Source organism: Streptomyces sp. NPDC096324 (assembly GCF_044763015.1).
GTDB lineage: Bacteria > Actinomycetota > Actinomycetes > Streptomycetales > Streptomycetaceae > Streptomyces.
The window spans coordinates 648,350-666,359 of the sequence record NZ_JBIWFK010000004.1 but is presented as its reverse complement, the minus strand read 5'-3'; the positions used below and the strand labels follow the sequence as shown (position 1 = coordinate 666,359).

The window sequence follows — 18,010 nt, the reverse complement described above, 5'->3', positions numbered from 1 at the left end:
CGCCGGGCTGAGTAAGGGATGTGTGAGGGCTGAGAATCGGGACCCCGGAATCAATATTGGGTCAGACAGCCCATTCCCAGGCTTTCGAGGGCTCTTTGCCAGGAAACGCCTGTTGACTGCCACCGCGCCGGGGTTTCACGCGCCCGCCCGAGCGCGCCGGGCGCGTGAAAGCGGCCGGGTACGCCGACACGGCGCCCGCGTTCTCGCGTGGCTTGTTCACCGCTGCTTTGGAAGCGCCGGTACTTTCCTTTGTCACCCCGCTGTCAGGCTTCCCGGACGGACTTTGTACGGTCCCGGGATGCGTGATTCTTCCGGGCTCTCCCGCCGTGCCGCTCTCGGCCTCGCCGCCGCCGTCCCCCTCGCCGCCGCGACGGCCACGACCGCGTACGCCACGACGACGATCGGCGGTGCGCGACTGGCCCGTGCCGGGATACAGGTGAGCGGTGCGGCGGGGCTGCCCAAGCACCTCACCGCCCGCTCCTGGCTGGTCGCCGACCTCACCACGGGCGAGGTGCTCGCCGCGTACAACGCCCACCGGCGTCTCGCGCCCGCCTCCACCCTGAAGATGCTGTTCGCCGGCACGGTCCTGAAGAAGTTCGAGCGCGCCCGGACGTACAAGGTGGTCGACGCCGACATCGCCGACGTCCCCGCGGGCTCCAGCCTCGTCGGTATCAAGCCCGGCATCACCTACACCGTCGAGCAGTTGTGGCAGGGCGTCTTCCTGCGTTCCGGCAACGACGCGGTGCACGTGCTCAGCCACATGAACGGCGGCATCGAGGCCACCGTCGCCGAGATGCAGGCACTCGCGAAGGACCTCCAGGCCCTCGACACCCACGTGGTCAGCCCCGACGGCTTCGACCACAAGGGCCAGCTCTCGTCCGCGTACGACCTCACGCTCTTCGCCCGGCACGGGCTCGCGGACGCCGACTTCCGCGGCTACTGCTCGACGAAGACCGCCGACTTCCCCGCCGGCGGCAAGAAGACCTTCCAGATCCAGAACACCGACCGCCTGCTGACGGGCGCGTGGGGCATGGAGCCGTACGAGGGTCTGATCGGGGTGAAGAACGGCTACACCAGCCACGCCGGCAACACCTTCACCGGTGCGGCGACCCGCGACGGACGCACCCTGCTCGTCACGGTGATGCACCCCAAGAGCGGTGGCAACGGCGTCTACGAGGAGACGGCGCAGCTCCTCGACTGGGGTTTCGGCGAGGGCGCGAACGCCGAGCCGGTCGGCGCGCTGGTCGATCCGCTCAGTGCGGGCGGCGCGAGCGCGAAGCCCACGCGGAAGGCGGCCAAGGCCGCGGCGGGCGCCCCGGCCGGGGCCGCCGGCGGGAAGGGCGACGGCGCGCCGTGGGGGCTGATCGGCGGGGCCGGGGCGGTGGTGGCGCTCCTCGCGGGCGGCGCGCTCGCGCTGCGCGCCCGCGGGCGCCGGTCGGCCGGGCGGCCGGTCGCGGAGCCGGCTCGGGATCCTGCCGGGGCGCCGGACGCGAACCCGACCGAGGCGGACGGCGTGACGCCGGACGTGACGCCGACCGAGGCGCGGACCATGACGCCGACTGAGGCGCGGACCGTGAAGCCGGCCATCGCGCCGGACGGGAAGACGGCCACCGCGCCGGACGGGAAGACGGCCACCGCGCCGGACGTGAAGACGGCCGAAGCGGACGGCGGCGGTCAGGGCTGACGACGGGGGCAGCCGCTCCGCGGTCCGGTGCGCGCCCCGCGGTCCTGCGCGAGGTCGGCCCCCACCCGGGCCGCGGAGCGGCTGCCACCTCCCCCTCGGAGTGGACCGTGGTCGTACCGAAGCCGTGCGCTCCAACTGTGAAGCTCTGATGGGGAGATGACGAGCATAAGCGCACCAACGGCTTATATGGTCCGGAGAGTTGCCCTCCGTATGTGTGGATTGCGGCGTTTGCCATTCCTTGGTGAACCGCCGGGCTCCGGCGTACGTGGGGGCCCGGCGCTCGCGGTCCGCCGTCGGTGGCGTCCGGTCCGCTACGCCTTGGCCTCGCCGGGATAGCGGACGCCGATGCGCTCGCGGATCGTGTCGAGTGTCCGCATCACGGCGAGCGTGCCGTCGAGGGGGACGAGGGGGGACTCGGTCTCGCCGGCGCGCAGGGCGCGCATCACCTCGGCGGCCTCGTGCTTGAGGCTGTTGCGGGGGCCGGAGGCGGGGTCGGCGCGGAAGGTCGCCGGCTCGCGGCCGTCGCGGTGCAGGACGAAGTGGTCCGGGAAGAAGAAGCCGCCCGGGATGTCGATGCGGCCCGCGGAGCCGGTGACGGAGGCGGCGACCGGAGTGCCGCCGTTGATGGAGCAGTGCACCGAAGCCAGAGCACCGCTCTCGAAGGAGAGCAGCGCACCCGTCTGGAGATCGACGCCCTCCTCGGAGAGCACCGCTCTCGCGGCGATGTCCGAGGGCTCCCCGAGCAGCAGCTGGGCGAACGACACCGGATAGACGCCGAGATCGAGCAGCGCGCCGCCGCCCTGCGCGGGGTCCCGCAGCCGGTGCGAGGGCGGGAACGGCCCGGCCAGACCGAAGTCGGCCTGCACCGTGCGCACGTCACCGATCACCCCGTCGTCGACCAGCGCCTTCAGCCGCACGACCAGCGGATTGCAGTACATCCACATGGCCTCCATCAGGAAGCGGTCGTTCCCGCGGGCGAGCGCGACCAGCTCCCCGGCCTCGCGCGCGTTCAGCGTGAACGCCTTCTCGCACAGCACATGGCGCCCCGCCTCCAGGCACATCCCGGCGGCCACCCGGTGCGCCGAGTGCGGCGTGGCGACGTACACGACGTCGACGTCCTCGTCCGCGGCGAGCGACGCCCAGTCCCCGTAGGCGCGGGGAATCCCGAACCGCTCCGCGAACGCCTTCGCCGAGGAGTCCGAGCGTGAGGCGACGGCCACCACCTCGGCGTCCGGCATGTCCACCAGGTCCGCCGTGAACGCCGCGGCGATCCCGCCGGTCGCCAGAATCCCCCACCGCACGCGTTCACGCTCGCCCGTCATGCCCGCCCCTTGATCCGTGACTCCGAACTCGGTGTTCGAACTGAGAGCATAGGGGCCGCATCTTTCGAAGAGGGGGACACATGCCCGAGCGTGGCCGCACCGCGCGGGACCAGGAGGACCCGCGAGGGCATATACCGGAGGCAGCGACCGCGGGCACCGCGCCGAGGGTCGCCGAGGCCCCGGCCGCCGGGGCTCCGGTGCCCGCGTCCGAGGCGCCGACGCCCGCCCCTGATACGCCGGCCCCCGCCACCGGGGCGTCGGCCGCCGCCGAGGCGGAAGCCGACGCCGTACCGCGACCGCACGCCGGACCCGGCGGCCCGCGCCGCACCGGACTCCTCGTCACCCTCGTCCTCGGCGGCCTCACCGCCACACCCCCGCTCGCGATGGACATGTACCTTCCCTCGCTGCCGGAGGTCACCGGTTCCCTGCACGCCCCGGCCGCCACCGTGCAGCTCACGCTCACCGCGTGCCTCGCGGGCATGGCGCTCGGACAGCTCGTCGTCGGGCCGATGAGCGACCGGTGGGGCCGCAGGCGCCCGCTGCTCGCCGGCCTCGCCGTCTACGTCCTCGCCACCGTCCTGTGCGCCCTCGCGCCCGGCATCGGCCTCCTCGTCGCCTTCCGCCTCGTCCAGGGACTCGCCGGGGCGGCCGGGATAGTGATCGCCCGCGCGGTCGTCCGCGACCTGTACGACGGCGTCGCGATGGCCCGCTTCTTCTCCACCCTCATGCTGATCTCCGGCGTCGCCCCGGTCGTCGCGCCGCTCATCGGCGGGCAGATCCTGCGCTTCACCGACTGGCGGGGCGTGTTCGTGGTCCTCACCGCCGTAGGCATCGCGCTGTCGGCTCTCGTCTGGGCGAAACTGCCCGAGACCCTCGAACCCGCCGACCGGCACGGCGGCGGCGTCGGCGAGGCACTGCGCGCCATGCGCCGGCTGCTCGCCGACCGCGTCTTCACCGGGTACATGCTCGCGGGCGGCTTCACCTTCGCGGCCCTCTTCGCCTACATCTCGGCGTCCCCGTTCGTGATCCAGGACCTGTACGGCGCCTCCCCGCAGACCTTCAGCCTGCTCTTCGGCGTGAACTCCGTCGGCCTCGTGATCGCCGGGCAGATCAACGGCAAACTGCTGGTCGGCCGGGTCGCCCTCGAAAAGGTCCTCGCCACCGGCCTCGCCCTCGTCGTGCTGGCCGCGACCGCGCTGCTGCTCATGTCCACCGGTGCCCTCGGCAGGGTCGGGCTCGCCCCGGTCGCCGCCGCGCTGTTCGTGCTGATGTCCGCCATGGGCCTCGCCCTGCCCAACACCCAGACCCTCGCCCTCATGCGCGTACGGCACGCGGCCGGTTCCGCCTCCGCGCTGCTCGGCACCTCCTCCTTCCTCGTCGGCGCGGTCGCCTCACCGCTCGTCGGCATCGCGGGCGAGCACACCGCCGTCCCGATGGCCGTCGTCCAACTGGTGGCCGCGTTGGTGGCCGTCGGCTGCTTCATGGGACTGTGCCGTCCCCGGCGGACGGGACGCACTTCGAACGGAACAGGGGCGGGGAACTGAGCGCACCAAGACTGCGGAACGGTACGCCGGAACGCGCCGGACTCGACGCGGGTGAACTGCGCGGGCTCGTCCAGGAGGTCCGTTCCCTCACTCGTGGGCCCGACCCGTGGGCGGCGGGCGTGGTGGTGGTCGCGGGACGGGGCCCGGTCATCGCCGTCGAGGAGGCGGCCGGCTGGGCGGTGCGCTACTCCGCCCACGACGAGGGCAAGGACGCCGGGGTCGAGCTGCCGCCGCACGCGCGGGTGCCGATGACCGTGCACACCCCCTTCGACCTGGCTTCCCTCACCAAGCTGTTCACGGCGGTCGCCGCGGTGCAGCAACTGGAGCGCGGCACGCTGGGCATCGAGGCGCGCGTCGGCGCGTACCTGCCGGAGTTCCGCGCGGCCCGCGAGCACGGCATCACCGTACGGCAGCTCCTCACCCACACCTCCGGGCTGCGCCCCGAACTCCCGCTGTACGACTGCCCGGACGACACGGCCCGGCTGGCGATGCTGCGGGCCGAGGCCCCCTCGTCGAAGCCGGGCGAGTACCGCTACTCCGACGTCAACCTGCTGCTCCTCCAGTACGTGCTGGAACGCGTCACCGGCCGCGGGCTCGACATCCTCGTCCGGGACGGCATCACCCGCCCGCTCGGGATGAACGCCACCGCCTTCGGACCCTGCCCCGGCGCGGCGGCCACGGAGGACCAGCGGCGGCCGTGGGCCAAGGCGGACCGGCGCATGCTGCGGGGCGTGGTGCACGACGAGAACGCCTGGGCGCTCGGCGGGGTGGCCGGGCACGCCGGGCTGTTCTCCACCGCGCGGGATCTGGCCGTCTTCTGCCGCACCCTGCTCGCGGGCGGCTCGTACGGCCCCGCGCGCATCCTCGGTCCCGACTTCGTCGAACTCCTCCTCACCCCGCCCGGCCTCGGGTTCGCCCTCGACCAGCCCTGGTTCATGGGTACCCTCGCGGGCCGCGGCGCGGCCGGCCACACCGGGTTCACCGGCACCTCCCTGGTCCTGGACCCGGCGACGGACACGTTCCTGGTCCTGCTCGCCAACACGGTCCACCCCCGGCGCCGCCCGGCGGACAACGCGCCCCGCGCGGCGGCGGCCACCCGGCTGCGGCGGGCGGTGCGCGGCACCTGAGAGGGCGCCCGGCCAGTACGGGGGCGCCGCCCGGGAGAGACCGCCGGCCGGTACGGGGGGACGCGCGGCACCTGAGAGAATCGGGCCCGTGAACGCCCCCGTACCTCCCGCCGACCTCCTGCGCAGCGCCCTCGCCGGACTGCTCGACGGACTGCCGCCGAAGGCCGCCGCGCAGGCGGTCGAGCGGCTGATCGCGAACTACCGGGGGACCACCCCGACCCACACGCCGATCCTGCGGGACCGCTCGGACGTGGCCGCGTACGCCGCGTACCGGATGCCCGCGACGTTCGAGGCGGTGTGCGCGGCGCTGGAGGCGTTCGCGGACGCGGCGCCCGGCTGGGTGCCGGGGAGCCATGTGGACGTCGGCGGCGGCACGGGCGCGGCGACCTGGGCGGTGAACGCGACCTGGGAGGGCGTCCGCCCGGTGACCGTGCTGGACTGGGCCGAACCGGCCCTCGCGCTCGGCCGGGAGATCGCCGCCGCCAACCCTGACCTGCGAGGCGTCGCGTGGCAGCGCTCTCGTATCGGAGCGGCGCTCACCATCGAGAGCACTGATCTCGTCACCGTCTCGTACGTCCTCGGCGAGCTCACCGAGGACGACCGTGCCTCGGTCGTGGACGCGGCCGCGAGCGCCGCCCGGGCGGTAGTGATCATCGAGCCCGGCACCCCGGACGGCTACACCCGGGTCCTCGCCGCCCGCGAGCGTCTGATCGGCGCCGGCTTCCATGTGGCCGCGCCCTGCCCGCACAGCTCGGCCTGCCCCATCGTCCCCGGTCAGGACTGGTGCCACTTCTCCGCGCGCGTCGCTCGTTCCTCCCTGCACCGCCAGGTCAAGGGCGGCTCCCTGCCGTACGAGGACGAGAAGTTCAGCTACGTCGCCGCGACCCGCCTCCCGCCCGAGCCGGCGCCCTCCCGCGTCGTGCGCAAGCCGCAGATCCGCAAGGGCCAGGTCCTGCTCGACCTGTGCGGGCCGGACGAGTCGCTGCGCCGGGAGACGGTCACCAAGCGCCACGGACCGCTGTACAAGGCGGCCCGCGACGCCGACTGGGGCGACGCCTGGCCGCCGCCCGAGGACACGACCTAGGTCGTCCCCGGGTCACCCCGGGCCTGCGGGCAGGCCGCGCAGCTCCTGGGTGCAGCACTTCACGCTTCCGCCGCCCTTGAGGAGTTCGCCGAGGTCGACGCCGACGGGAACGAAGCCGCGTTCCCGGAGCGGCTCGAACAGGCCCGCCGCCTCCTGCGGCAGCAGCACGTGCAGACCGTCCGAGACGGCGTTGAGGCCCATCGCGGCGGCGTCCTCCGGTGTGGCGGTCAGCGCGTCCGGGAACAGCCGGCGCAGGACCTCGCGGCTGCCGGGGGAGAAGGCGGGCGGGTAGTACATGATCTCGTCGGTGCGGTCGTCGAGGACGGCCAGCGCCGTGTCCAGGTGGTAGTAGCGCGGGTCGACGAGGTCCAGGCCGATCACCGGCCGGCCGAAGAACTCCTGCGCCTCCCCGTGCGAGAGCGGGCTCGCGCGAAAGCCCCGGCCCGCGAGCAGACAGGAGCCGGTGACGACGAAGTCGCCCTCTCCCTCGTTGACGTGCTCCGGTTCGCGGACCGGCCCGAACCCGCGGGCGTGGAACCACTCCCGGTGCGCCGCCGCCTCCGCCTCGCGCTGGGGGTAAGCGAACCGCGCGCCCAGCACCCGGCCGTCCACGACCGTCGCGCCGTTCGCCGCGAAGACCATGTCCGGCAGGCCCGGACGCGGGGCGAGTTCCTCGACCGAGTGGCCGAGGGCGCGGTAGCGGTCCCGCAGGTCCTCCCACTGGGCGAGCGCGAGCGGCACGTCGACCGGCTTGGCGGGGTTCATCCACGGATTGATCGCGTACGTGACGTCGAAGTGCACCGGGGGGCACATGAGGTAGCGCCGGGGCGTGGCGCGGCGAAGAGGGTGCAAGGAAGGCTCCTTACGCAACCGCAGTGGCAGTTGATGCTCATGGTGCGGTGCACTCGGCCCCAGGAGCGGGAGGCGTACGGGTGATGTCCACCGGACCCGCCCCGCTCCAGCCACCGGACCCGCCCCGCTCCAGCCACCGGACCCGCCCCGCTCCCGCCACCGGACCCGCCCCGCTCCAGCCACCGGACCCGCCCCGCTCCCGCCACCGGGCCCGCCCCGCTCCAGCCACCGGGCCCGCCCCGACCCGCCGGAGTGGCGTCGGTCTCGTACGGCTACGCGGGCGCGTCGGCCGGCTACTCCCCGCATCGGCCGGTTCCCCGCCGAGTGCCCGTGAAATCGCCTCTAATCATGCAATAACACCTGATCAGGGCCTGGTGGGCGCATCGCCCCACCTACCCCGGTTGTCGGCTCCGGCCACCCGGAGCCCAGGATGGTGGGACGATGGGGCCAGGACGAGTCGCACTACGGCGAGGCAGGCGAGGGGATAGATGAGCGCAGAGTTCGGCCGCCGCTCCGGCACGTGGGACAGGTTCTCGAAGTGGCTGCGCGGAGGCCGGCCCAAAGCCTCGGCGGAGACGACCGCCGACGGCCGTGAGGCCCTGCTGCTCGCCGCCGCCGCCGCGGGGCTGCCGCTCGCGCAGGCCGCGTACCCCTCCGGCTACCGCTGTTCCTGCGACCGTGTCGGCTGCCCCACGCCCGCGCGCCACCCCGTCTCCTTCGCCTGGCAGACGCAGTCGACGACCGACCGCGCCCAGATCGAGCGCTGGGCCCGGCACCAGCCGAAGGCGAACTTCATCACCGCGACCGGCATGGTGCACGACGTCCTGGACGTGCCCCTGGACGCGGGCCGCGAGGCGCTGGAGCGCCTGCTCGCCTCCGACATCGAGGTCGGACCCGTCGCGGAGACCGGCGACGGCCGCATGCTGTTCTTCACCCTCACCCGCGGTACGCCCGAGGACGAGGACGAGTGGTGGCCCTGCGAGCTGGACTGCCACCCCGAGACGATGGACGAACACCCCGGCTTCCGCTGGCACTGCCGCGGCTCGTACGTCCTCGTGCCGCCCGCCCAGCTCCCCGGTGGTCTGAGCGTCGACTGGGTGCGCGGCCCCGAGCATCCGCTGCCCGACCCGCTCACGCTCCTGGAGACCCTGACGGACGAATGCGCCCGCTACGCCGGGGAGAACGGCGCCGACCAGCTCGCCGCCTGGCCCCACCGGGGCTGAGAACCCGCCCGGGGAGCCGTCCCGAGAGCCGTCCGGGGCTCGGGACGGGCTACTCGCCCTTGGCGCCCGTCAGGCCCTCGACCCGTCCGAGGACGGACACCTGACCCCGGCCCGCGCCCTTCGGCGGGTCCAGGACGACCTGGTTGGAGACGAACTCCAGCGTCAGGGACTGGTCGACCTCACCGGTCGTCAGGGCCTGCACGTCCGCGGTGGGCGAGGGGATCCGGGTGCCCGCCGCGGCGGTCTCCTTCTCGAAGCGGTGCGTGGCGAAGAACACGAGCGCCCCGCCGTCCGCGGTGCGCAGCCCCACCGGCGCGTAGTCGCCCGAGGCCAGCGGCTCGTCGATGTACTGCCGGGCGAGGCCGGGCCGGCTGGCGAACTTCTCGCGCTGGGAACGCCATTGCGAGGTGTGGACGCCCGCGGCGAAGGTGTCGCCGCCGTCCTTCAGATAGGTCGCGTACGACCGGCCGAGCTTCCGCGGCGCGACCGCCAGTGCCGAGTCGTCGGCGGTGACGGCCTGTGCCCAGCCGCTGTCGTCCGTCGCGAACTTCGGTACGTCACCGGCCCCGAGGACCGTCAGATACGAGGCCTGCCACTGTTCACGGGTGTTGTCCCGGGTGAAGACGAGCAGCCAGCGACTGCCCGGCACGCCCTTGTTGGCGGTCGCGTTCGCCACGAACCAGCGCGGCCAGCCCGCCTTGGCGGGGATCGAGAACTCGGCGTCGTCGAACTCCAGCGCCGAATGCGCGGGATTGCCGCCCGGTCTGGTGAGATGCCCGGCCTTCAGCTTGGCGCCGTCGATGTCCGCGAGCGGACCGGTCACCCGGTCCGCGTCCTTCGAACGGTCGTACGTCGCGTCCGCCTTGTTGTAGGCGGCGGTGAACTCCCGCAGCGCGCGGGCCGCTTCGGCGCGGGTCGTGGCCGGGACGACCTCCCGCTCGCCGTGCACCACGACGCAGCCGGTGGCCGCCCCCAACAGCGCGGTCACCGTCGTCGCCGCCAGGGCGAGGCGGCCGAGGCTACGAGGCCTTCGAGGGCTGCGACCCGTGCGATCCCTGCTCATCAGGTGCCTTCACCTTCTTCTTCCCGGAGGCGAACCCTACCGGGGCGAAGAAGATCGTGAGCGTCGGCACCAAGTACAGCGCCCACACCGTGACCTGAAGGACGGTCGGGTCGGGCTGGAAGTTGAAGACACCCTTCAGCAGGGTGCCGTACCAGCTCGTCTGGTCGATCGTGCCGCTGATGTCGAAGGCCAGGTTCGTCAGACCCGGGACGAAGTCGGCCTCCTGGAGGTCGTGGACGCCGTACGCGAGCACGCCCGCGGCGACGACGACCAGCATGCCGCCGGTCCAGGTGAAGAACTTGGCGAGGTTGATCCTCAGGGCCCCGCGGTAGAACAGCCAGCCGAGCAGGACGGCGGTGGCCAGACCCAGCGCCACGCCGACCAGCGGGCGGGGTGTGCCGTCACTGGCCGCGTGGACCGACGCCCACACGAACAGGGCCGTCTCCAGGCCTTCTCGGCCGACCGCCAGGAACGCGGTCGCGACCAGCGCGCCCGTGCCCATGGCGAGCGCCGCGTCCAGCTTGTCGTGCAGCTCGGACTTCAGATGCCGGGCGGTGCGCCGCATCCAGAAGACCATCCACGTCACCAGGACCACGGCGAGGATCGACAGCGAACCGCCGAGCGCCTCCTGGGCCTGGAACGTCATCTCCTGGGAGCCGAACTCGAGGGCGCAGCCGAAACCGAGCGCCACGGTGATCGCGACCGCGATGCCCGCCCAGATCGGCTTCAGGGCGTCCCTGCGCTCCGTCTTCACCAGGTAGGCGATGAGGATGCAGACGACGAGGCTGGCCTCCAGGCCCTCGCGCAGACCGATCAGGTAGTTGCTGAACACGGCTACGCCTCCTTGGAGAACAGCGTCCGGCCCCACCAGTCGTCCTTGTCCCGGACGCCGGGCGGAACGGCGAAGACCGCCGAACTCACGTGCTGGATGTACTCGTTGAGCGCGTCGGAGGCCGACAGCCTGCGCTGAAGCGGGATGAACCCGCGGCGCACGTCACGCATGTAGGCCAGGAAGAACAGGCCCGCTTCGAGGCGGCCGAGGCCGTCCGTGCCGTCGGTGAAGGAGTAGCCCCGGCGCAGGATGGTGATCCCGTCGTTGGAGTCGGGGTGCGCGAGGCGGACGTGCGCGTCGGGCTTCATCGCCTTCAGGAACGGCTTGTCGTGCTCCTTGGCCTTGCCGACCGGGGCGCCCTCGCCCTTGTCGCGGCCGAAGATGTCCTCCTGCTCCTGGAGCGGCGTACGGTCCCAGGTCTCGATGTTCATCCGGATACGCCGGGCGACGAGATAGGAACCGCCGGTCATCCAGGCCGCGTTCGCGTCGTTGTCCTTCTCGTCGGACCACACGAACTTGTCCAGCCGCGCGGTCTCGGTGCCCGCGATGTTGCGGGTGCCGTCCTTGAAGCCCATCAGGTTGCGCGGGGTCTGCGCGTCCGGGGTCGTCGACGACGTCTTGCCGAAGCCGAGCTGCGACCAGCGGATGGCGACCTTGCCGAAGCCGATACGGGCGAGGTTGCGGATGGCGTGCACCGCCACCTGCGGGTCGTCCGCGCAGGCCTGGACGCACAGGTCGCCGTCGCTGCGGGCCTTGTCCAGGTTGTCGCCCGAGAACGCGGGCAGATCGACGAGCGCCTCCGGCCGCCGGTCCGCCAGGTCGAACTTCTCGAACAGCGACGGACCGAAGCCGATGGTCAGCGTCAACCGGGAGGGCTTGAGCCCCAGGGCCTCGCCGGTGTCGTCCGGCGGAGCCTCGGCCACGCCGCCGTACGCGCCCTCGCCGACCGTGTGTCCGGCCGTCATCCGGGCGGCCGCCTGCGTCCAGTCCTTGAGGAGCTGGACGAACGCGGCGCGGTCGTCGGTCTTCACGTCGAAAGCGGCGAAGTGCAGCCGGTCCTGCACCGCGGTCGCGATGCCGGCCTGGTGCGCGCCGTGGAAGGGGACGGCGGCACCGGTGTCGGCGCCGGCCGGGTCCACGTCGTTGCCGACGCGGGTCATCGCGACGGCACCGCCGGCCGCGGCGGCGCCGAGCGCGAGCCCGGCACCGCCCCAGCCGATCAGGGAACGCCGGGTCGGCGCGGAACCGGCGGGCGCGGGCTCGACCGCGTCGGCGCCGTTCGTGCCGTTCGTGCCGTTCGTGCTGTCCTGGGTGTCCGTCATGGTGACGCTCCTACTTCACGACGGCGGCGGCGAGCTTGGACAGGGGCTCGGCGAGCGCGTTGACCGCGTCCGAGAGCTCCTTGCGGTCGGCCTTGCCGACGGTGTCGTACGAGACGAAGCCGTCCGAGGTCTTGTCCGTCCGGAACGTGTCGAGCAGCTTGTTCAGCGCGGCGAACTGCTTGTCGAGCTCCGCCGTCAGCGCCGCGTCGTTCTCCGAGGCGACCGGCTTGAGCAGCTCGTACGCCTTCTGCGCGCCGTCGACGTTGCCCTTGAAGTCGCTGAGGTCGGTGTGCGAGTAGCGGTCCTCCTCGCCGGTGACCTTGCCGGTGGCGACCTCGTCGAGCAGCTCCTTGGCGCCGTTGGCCATGGAGGTCGGGGTGATCTCGGCCTTGCCGACGCGCTTCTGCCAGTCGGTCAGGTCCGTGACGAGCTGGTCGGCGAGGGCCTTCTGCTCGTCACCGATCTTCTTGTCCTCCCACAGGGCCTTCTCCAGCGCGTGCCAGCCGGTCCACTTCTGGCCCTTCTCCAGGCCGTCGGCGCGGGTGTCGGTCTTGGGGTCGATGTCGCCGAAGGACTCGGCGATCGGCTCCGTGCTCTCCCAGCCGACACGCGAGGGGGCGTAGGCCTTCTTGGCGGCCTCGAGGTCGCCGGCCTTGATCGCGTCGGTGAACGTCTTCACCTTCGGGATCGTGGTGTCGGCCTCCGACTGGGCCCACTCGCGGTAGGAGGCGACCGCCTTGTCCAGGCGCGGGTCGCGCTTGGCGACCTTGCCGCCGGTCACGGTGAGCTTCTGGCGGACGCCGTGGCCCTTCATCCCCGGGCGGCAGGCGATCTCGTACGAACCGGCCTTCACCTCGGCGGTGAGCGTGTACTTGGTGCCGGGGCCGATGTTCTCCTTCTCCGAGACGATCCGGTCGTCGGGGAAGACGATCTCGACCTCGGTGGCCTGGGACCCCTTGTTCTCGATCTTCAGGGTGACCTGGCCGGCCGGTACGGCCTTGGTGGAGGTCTCGCACTTCGAGTCCGCGGCCGTCACCTGGATCGCGTCGCCGTTCTTCGCGTCGCTCTTCTGGGTGCAACCCGTGACGGCGGCCAGAGCGGCCGCGGTGGCGGCAGCGGTGACAACGGACAGTCGAACGGCTCGCATGCAGGCTCCAAGAGAAGTCGGACAAGCCGCACGGCGGGGCCCGTTCGGCATGGTGAGGCTGGCCTAACTTATCTGAGGCTTGCCTGACTGATACCCACCCGTGCGGTGATTCACCTCTCACAGAAGCCGTACAGGAACGGCTTGATCACGGTGACTCAAAACGAACCCCATGGGAACGTCAAGGAAAGGTCAAGCGGAGTGGTTCGTCGCGTTTCGGGGTGATGAGCGCGGCGCCGGTCCTGGGGTGCGGGAACACCTCGACCGGTTGACGGTAGACATCCGTCAACAGCCCGTCGGTGAAGACCTCCACCGGCCGGCCGTGGGCCGCGACACGACCGGCGCACAGAATCGCTACCCGGTGCGCGTACGCCGCCGCCAGCCCCAGATCGTGCAGCACCACGACCACCGCGTCACCGGCGCGCGCCCTCTCCCGGAACACCCGCAGCACCAACTCCTGGTGCCGCAGGTCGAGTGCGGCGGTCGGCTCGTCGAGCAGCATCAGCGGCGCGCGCTGCGCGAGCACCCGGGCGAGCGCCACCCGCGCACGCTCCCCGCCGCTGAGCGCGCCGAACGGGCGGGCCGCGAAGGCGGTGACCTCGGTGGCCGCCATGGCCGCGCCGACCGCCGCGTCGTCGTCCCGCCGGGTGTGGGCCCAGGGCGCCCGGCCCATCCGGACGACCTCCTCCACGGTGAACGGGAAGGAGAGCGTCGCCGATTGCGGAAGTACCGCCCGCCGCAGGGCGAGTTCGGCGGGTGACCAGTTCCGCACGGGGCGCCCGTGGACCCGTACGACCCCTTCCGCCGCGGGCAGATCGGCCGCCAGCGCGGCCAGGAGGGTCGACTTTCCGGCCCCGTTGGGCCCGACCAGCGCGAGCACCTCGCCCGCGCGGGCGGTGACGTCGACACCGCGCAGCACCTCCCGGCCGCCGAGCCGGACCCGCAGGCCCTCGGTCTCGGCGAGCACGTCGCCGGGGGCGGGCGCGGACGGCGGTACGGGCCGTACCGCGCGCGGGAGCCGCGGACGCCCGGTGTCGTTGCCGTTCTTGGGTCTCATGCCCAGCCTCCTTGCTTACGGCGGGTCCTGCGCAGCAGCCAGAGGAAGAACGGGCTGCCCAGCAGCGCGGTGAGGACGCCCAGGGGGAGTTCGGCCGGCTGCGCGACGGTCCGGGCGGCGAGGTCGGCCGCGAGCAGTACGGCCGCGCCGCCGAGGGCGCTGCCCGGGATCAGGAAGCGGTGTCCGGGCCCGGCCGCCATGCGCAGCAGATGCGGTACGACGAGACCGACGAAGCCGATGATCCCGGACACGCTGACGGCCGCCGCGGTGAGCAGCGCGATGACCAGCACGAGGACGAGCCGCAGCCGTTCGACGTCGACGCCCAGGTGCCGGGCCGGCCGTTCGCCGAGGGACAGCAGATCGAGCCGGCGGGCGTACCACGGTGCCAGCGTCAGACCGATCGCGGCGCAGGGCAGGACCGCCAGGACCTTCGGCCAGGTCGCCTGGGCCAGCGATCCGAGCTGCCAGAAGGTGATCTGGCTGATGGCGGCGGAGTCCGCGAAGAACAGGAACAGTCCGATCAGGGCGCCGGTGAAGGCGTTGAGCGCGATCCCGGTGAGGATCAGTGTGACGACCTCGGTGCGTCCGCCGGAGCGGGACGTCGCGTAGACGAACAGGACGGTGGCCAGACCCGTGACGAACGCGACGGCCGGGACGGTGAAGGTGCCGAGGAAGTCGAGGCCGAGCGCGATGGCGGCGACCGCGCCGACCGCCGCGCCCGACGAGACGCCGATGACCCCGGGTTCGGCCAGCGGATTGCCGAACACGCCCTGCATGAGGGCGCCCGCGCAGCCCAGCGAGCCGCCGATGAGGAGCGCGAGCACGATCCGCGGGAAGCGCACGTCCCACAGGACCGACTCCGGGACCCGGTCCAGCGCGATGCCCCCGAGACCGGCGCGGTGCGCGACGGAGGCGAGCACGTCGCCGGTCGGGATCGGGTACGCGCCGAGCCCGGCCGCCACGGGGACCAGGACGAGCAGGGCGGCGAGCAGCCCGGCGGTCAGGAACCAGGACGCGCCGCGTACCCGTCCGCGTACGGGAGCGGCGAGGGGCCCGGCGACCGGTCGGCTGTCGGGTCCGGCGGCCGGTTCCGTGTCCGGGCCGGCGGGTGCCCCGGGCGCCCCGGGTGCCGGGTGGTCGAGGGCGGTCATCGGGCCTCCCCGTACAACTGCCGTACCAGCGACTTCAGTACCTGGTCGGTGCGCGGCCCGTAGTTGAGCAGCACCCCGTCCTCGATGGACACCACCCGGCGGTTCGCGCCGGCCGGGGTCTGCGCCACCCCGGGGATCTTGACGAGCCCGTCGGTTCCGCCGACGGACGTGAGTCCCTTGGACATCACGAGGATCGCGTCGGGCGCGGCCCGGACGAGCGCCTCGGTGGTGATGGCGGTGAAGTCCTTGTCCAGCCCCGACTCGGCACCCGCGTCGACCGCCCCCGCCGCCTCCAGCAGCGAGGTCGCGCCCGAGCCGCGGCCGCCGATGAGATAGACGGAGGCGGAGCCGCGGAGGTAGAGGAAGGCGACGCGCGGATGGTCCGCGTGGGCCGGAATCGCCTTGCGCACGGCGGCGATCCGGTCCTGCGACCGCTCGGCCAGCCGCTGTCCCGCCGCCGGTACACCGAGGGCGTCGGCCACATCCCGGATGCGCGTGCCCACGTCGGCGAGGCCGCGCGCCGGGGCGACGACGAGGACGGGGACGCCCGCGTCGCGGATCTGCCGCATGGCCTCGTCCGGCCCGGTCGTCGACTCGGCGAGGACGAGGTCGGGGTGGAGGGAGAGCACGCCCTCCGCGGAGACGTCGTGATTGCGGGTGACGAGGGGCAGTTTCCTCGCCTGGTCGAAGGTCGCCGTGATGTCGCGGGCCACGACTCGGTCGCCGAGCCCGAGGGTGAAGACGATCTCGCTGAGGCTGCCGGACAGCGGAACGATCCGGTCGGCCTTCTCGACGGTGGTCCTCTTCCCGCCGAACGACCGCACCGTGACGGGGAGTCGGGGCGCTCCGGGGGACGCCAGGGGTTCGACGCGGTCGGCGCCGTCCGATCCGTTCGTCCCGGCCGCTCCGGTCGCCGCCGCCGGAGCGGAGCCGTCGTAGCCCCCGCATCCGGTCAGGGCGAGGGTGAGGGCGAGCGCCGACAGCAGCGCCCCCGCCATTCGTGTGCCCAAGCGTTGCACTGTCCCGTTGTTCCTCTCGGTCCTCTTCCAGCACGTCCGGTCGGTAGTTTAGGTTAGCCTTACCTAAGTCACCAGGGGTTCTCCGGACCCCGGAATCCGGAGGACACCCATGACCGCGCGTTCGAGGGCCCTGGGGGCCGCCGTGGTCTGCGTGGCCGTGCTGGGAGCCCTGCTCACCGCCACGGCCGCACACGCGACGAGCCGCACGGTGCGGGGCGGCCGGCTCGACTGGGGCATCAAGTCGTCCTTCCAGAGCTATGCCACCGGGCCCGTCGCGAAGGGGAGTTACTCCCTCACCGGGGGCGCGGCCACGGTCGGCGCGAGCCGGTTCCGCTTCCACTCCGCCACCGGCTCCTACGACGGCGGCACGGGCGCCTTCACCGCCGTCTACTCCGGCGGAGTCCGCTTCGTCGGACATCGCAAGAGCGGCGGCGGCTATGAACTCGACCTCACGATCAGCCGCCCCACCGTCCGTATCGCCGGCGGTGGCGGCACCCTCTACGTCGACATCACCAGCAAGGCGAAGGGCACCGGGACGGTCACGACGTCCACGGCGGTGCCCTTCGCCACCCTCTCCCTCGGCGGCATCGACATGAAGGGCGGCGGCACGGCGGTTCAGCTCAACAACCTCCCGGCCACCCTCACTTCACAGGGCGCCCGGTCCTTCGCCGGCTACTACACGGCGGGCACGGCACTCGACCCGGTGAGCCTGGAGGCGGACGTGCCGGCCTCGTCCCGGCCGTCGGCCACCCCCACCGCCGCACCCTCCGCGTCCCCGGCGAAGAAGGCCGGGAGGGCGACGGCGGGCGCGATCGAGGACGGAGCCGTCGACTGGGGCGTGCGCCGCACCTTCCGCGAGTACGTCACCGGGCCCGTCGCCGACGGCAGGTGGACGCCGACCTCCGGAGCCCGGGACGGCGGCGCGCTCTTCCGCTTCCCCGACGGCGAGGGCACGTACGACAGGAAGAAGCAGGTCCTGAAGGCCGGCTTCGACGGAACCCTGCGCTTCGCCGGCCGTCAGGGGCTCGACCTCCGGCTCGGCGGACTGCGGGTCACCGTCGCCGACGGCAAGGGGACGCTCTACGCCGACGTGACGAGCGCGGACCTCACCGGGAAGAAGGTCCCGCTCGTGACCTTCACGGCCAAGGGCCTGAAGGTCAGGAACGGACTGCTCCAACTCACGGAAGTGCCGAGTGAGTTGACCGCACGCGGCGCCAAGGCCTTCGGCGGGATGTATCGAGCCGGCACGCGGATGGACCCCGTGACCCTCTCCATCGCCCTGACGGACGAGGCGCGGCTCCCGGCCCTGCCCGACCTCGGCGCGTCCGCGTCCCCCTCGCCCGCGCCGAGCGCGTCGCCCGCACCCGGCGCGAAGGCCGCCACCGCGCCCCGCACCGAGAGCACCGCGAGCGGCGGCCCCGTCGGCGGTTCCCTCCTGCCGATCGGCCTCGCCGTCGGGGCACTGCTCGCGGCCTCCGTCGCCTTCGGGTTCGTCCGCAGGCGCCGCACCCGCACCGGCTGACCGCGACGACCCCCAACCCCTCGTCCCCAGAACCGACTTACCCCCGAAACCCTCAACCCGACCT

Annotated in this window: 14 protein-coding genes and 1 pseudogene; 6 read left to right on the top strand and 9 right to left on the bottom strand. The window is 72.8% G+C overall.

Annotated elements, in window-relative coordinates:
- Window positions 1-298: 298 nt before the first annotated feature.
- Window positions 299-1,450: pseudogene (locus ACIQ7M_RS13675) on the top strand (D-alanyl-D-alanine carboxypeptidase family protein); the annotation flags it as partial.
- A 545-nt stretch (window positions 1,451-1,995) separates the two neighbouring features.
- Here ACIQ7M_RS13675 and ACIQ7M_RS13670 read toward each other — a convergent pair.
- Complete coding sequence (locus tag ACIQ7M_RS13670) at window positions 1,996-3,006, bottom strand: Gfo/Idh/MocA family protein (RefSeq protein ID WP_403643319.1); 1,011 nt, start codon at window positions 3,004-3,006, stop codon at window positions 1,996-1,998.
- An 80-nt stretch (window positions 3,007-3,086) separates the two neighbouring features.
- Here ACIQ7M_RS13670 and ACIQ7M_RS13665 point away from each other — a divergent pair, with 80 nt between their 5' ends.
- The 3 genes from ACIQ7M_RS13665 to ACIQ7M_RS13655 all read left to right on the top strand — a co-directional run bounded on the left by ACIQ7M_RS13665 (window position 3,087) and on the right by ACIQ7M_RS13655 (window position 6,761).
- Window positions 3,087-4,550 carry a multidrug effflux MFS transporter gene (locus tag ACIQ7M_RS13665; RefSeq protein WP_403643316.1) on the top strand — a complete coding sequence of 488 codons (1,464 nt, stop codon included), beginning with the start codon at window positions 3,087-3,089 and terminating at the stop codon, window positions 4,548-4,550.
- Window positions 4,496-5,677 (top strand): serine hydrolase domain-containing protein, encoded by a 1,182-nt coding sequence (locus ACIQ7M_RS13660; RefSeq protein ID WP_403643313.1) that lies wholly within the window; start codon window positions 4,496-4,498, stop codon window positions 5,675-5,677. The genes ACIQ7M_RS13665 and ACIQ7M_RS13660 overlap by 55 nt, the downstream gene beginning before the upstream one ends.
- 88 nt (window positions 5,678-5,765) lie before the next feature.
- Entirely contained in the window at window positions 5,766-6,761 is a 996-nt protein-coding gene (locus tag ACIQ7M_RS13655; RefSeq protein WP_403643310.1) for a small ribosomal subunit Rsm22 family protein, read from the top strand.
- Window positions 6,762-6,773: 12 nt separating this feature from the next.
- Here the strand turns inward: ACIQ7M_RS13655 and ddaH are convergent, their stop codons facing one another.
- Window positions 6,774-7,613 carry a dimethylargininase gene (gene ddaH / locus ACIQ7M_RS13650; protein ID WP_355762404.1) on the bottom strand — a complete coding sequence of 280 codons (840 nt, stop codon included), beginning with the start codon at window positions 7,611-7,613 and terminating at the stop codon, window positions 6,774-6,776.
- A gap of 488 nt (window positions 7,614-8,101) precedes the next feature.
- Here ddaH and ACIQ7M_RS13645 point away from each other — a divergent pair, with 488 nt between their 5' ends.
- Window positions 8,102-8,836, top strand: a complete 735-nt coding sequence (locus ACIQ7M_RS13645; RefSeq protein WP_403643306.1) for a bifunctional DNA primase/polymerase — start codon at window positions 8,102-8,104, stop codon at window positions 8,834-8,836.
- A 49-nt stretch (window positions 8,837-8,885) separates the two neighbouring features.
- Here the strand turns inward: ACIQ7M_RS13645 and ACIQ7M_RS13640 are convergent, their stop codons facing one another.
- The 7 genes from ACIQ7M_RS13640 to ACIQ7M_RS13610 form a co-directional block, all read right to left on the bottom strand.
- Window positions 8,886-9,899 (bottom strand): hypothetical protein, encoded by a 1,014-nt coding sequence (locus ACIQ7M_RS13640; protein WP_403643303.1) that lies wholly within the window; start codon window positions 9,897-9,899, stop codon window positions 8,886-8,888.
- A complete protein-coding gene (gene efeU, locus ACIQ7M_RS13635) occupies window positions 9,856-10,731 on the bottom strand; it encodes an iron uptake transporter permease EfeU (RefSeq protein WP_403643300.1) in 876 nt (291 codons plus the stop codon). Before efeU ends, ACIQ7M_RS13640 begins: the two co-directional genes overlap by 44 nt.
- 2 nt (window positions 10,732-10,733) lie before the next feature.
- The gene (gene efeB / locus ACIQ7M_RS13630; protein WP_403643297.1) at window positions 10,734-12,053 is read right to left on the bottom strand and encodes an iron uptake transporter deferrochelatase/peroxidase subunit; all 1,320 of its coding nucleotides are present in this window, start codon (window positions 12,051-12,053) and stop codon (window positions 10,734-10,736) included.
- A 10-nt stretch (window positions 12,054-12,063) separates the two neighbouring features.
- The gene (gene efeO, locus ACIQ7M_RS13625; RefSeq protein ID WP_403643294.1) at window positions 12,064-13,200 is read right to left on the bottom strand and encodes an iron uptake system protein EfeO; all 1,137 of its coding nucleotides are present in this window, start codon (window positions 13,198-13,200) and stop codon (window positions 12,064-12,066) included.
- A 178-nt stretch (window positions 13,201-13,378) separates the two neighbouring features.
- Complete coding sequence (locus ACIQ7M_RS13620) at window positions 13,379-14,254, bottom strand: heme ABC transporter ATP-binding protein (protein WP_403643291.1); 876 nt, start codon at window positions 14,252-14,254, stop codon at window positions 13,379-13,381.
- On the bottom strand, window positions 14,251-15,405 hold the full coding sequence (locus ACIQ7M_RS13615) for a FecCD family ABC transporter permease (protein ID WP_403643288.1): 1,155 nt from the start codon (window positions 15,403-15,405) through the stop codon (window positions 14,251-14,253). The genes ACIQ7M_RS13620 and ACIQ7M_RS13615 overlap by 4 nt, the downstream gene beginning before the upstream one ends.
- Complete coding sequence (locus ACIQ7M_RS13610; protein WP_403643286.1) at window positions 15,402-16,415, bottom strand: hemin ABC transporter substrate-binding protein; 1,014 nt, start codon at window positions 16,413-16,415, stop codon at window positions 15,402-15,404. Before ACIQ7M_RS13610 ends, ACIQ7M_RS13615 begins: the two co-directional genes overlap by 4 nt.
- 118 nt (window positions 16,416-16,533) lie before the next feature.
- On the opposite strand from ACIQ7M_RS13610, the gene ACIQ7M_RS13605 reads away from it, so the two are divergent.
- Window positions 16,534-17,946, top strand: a complete 1,413-nt coding sequence (locus tag ACIQ7M_RS13605) for an HtaA domain-containing protein (protein WP_403643283.1) — start codon at window positions 16,534-16,536, stop codon at window positions 17,944-17,946.
- The last annotated feature ends 64 nt before the right edge of the window (window positions 17,947-18,010 follow it).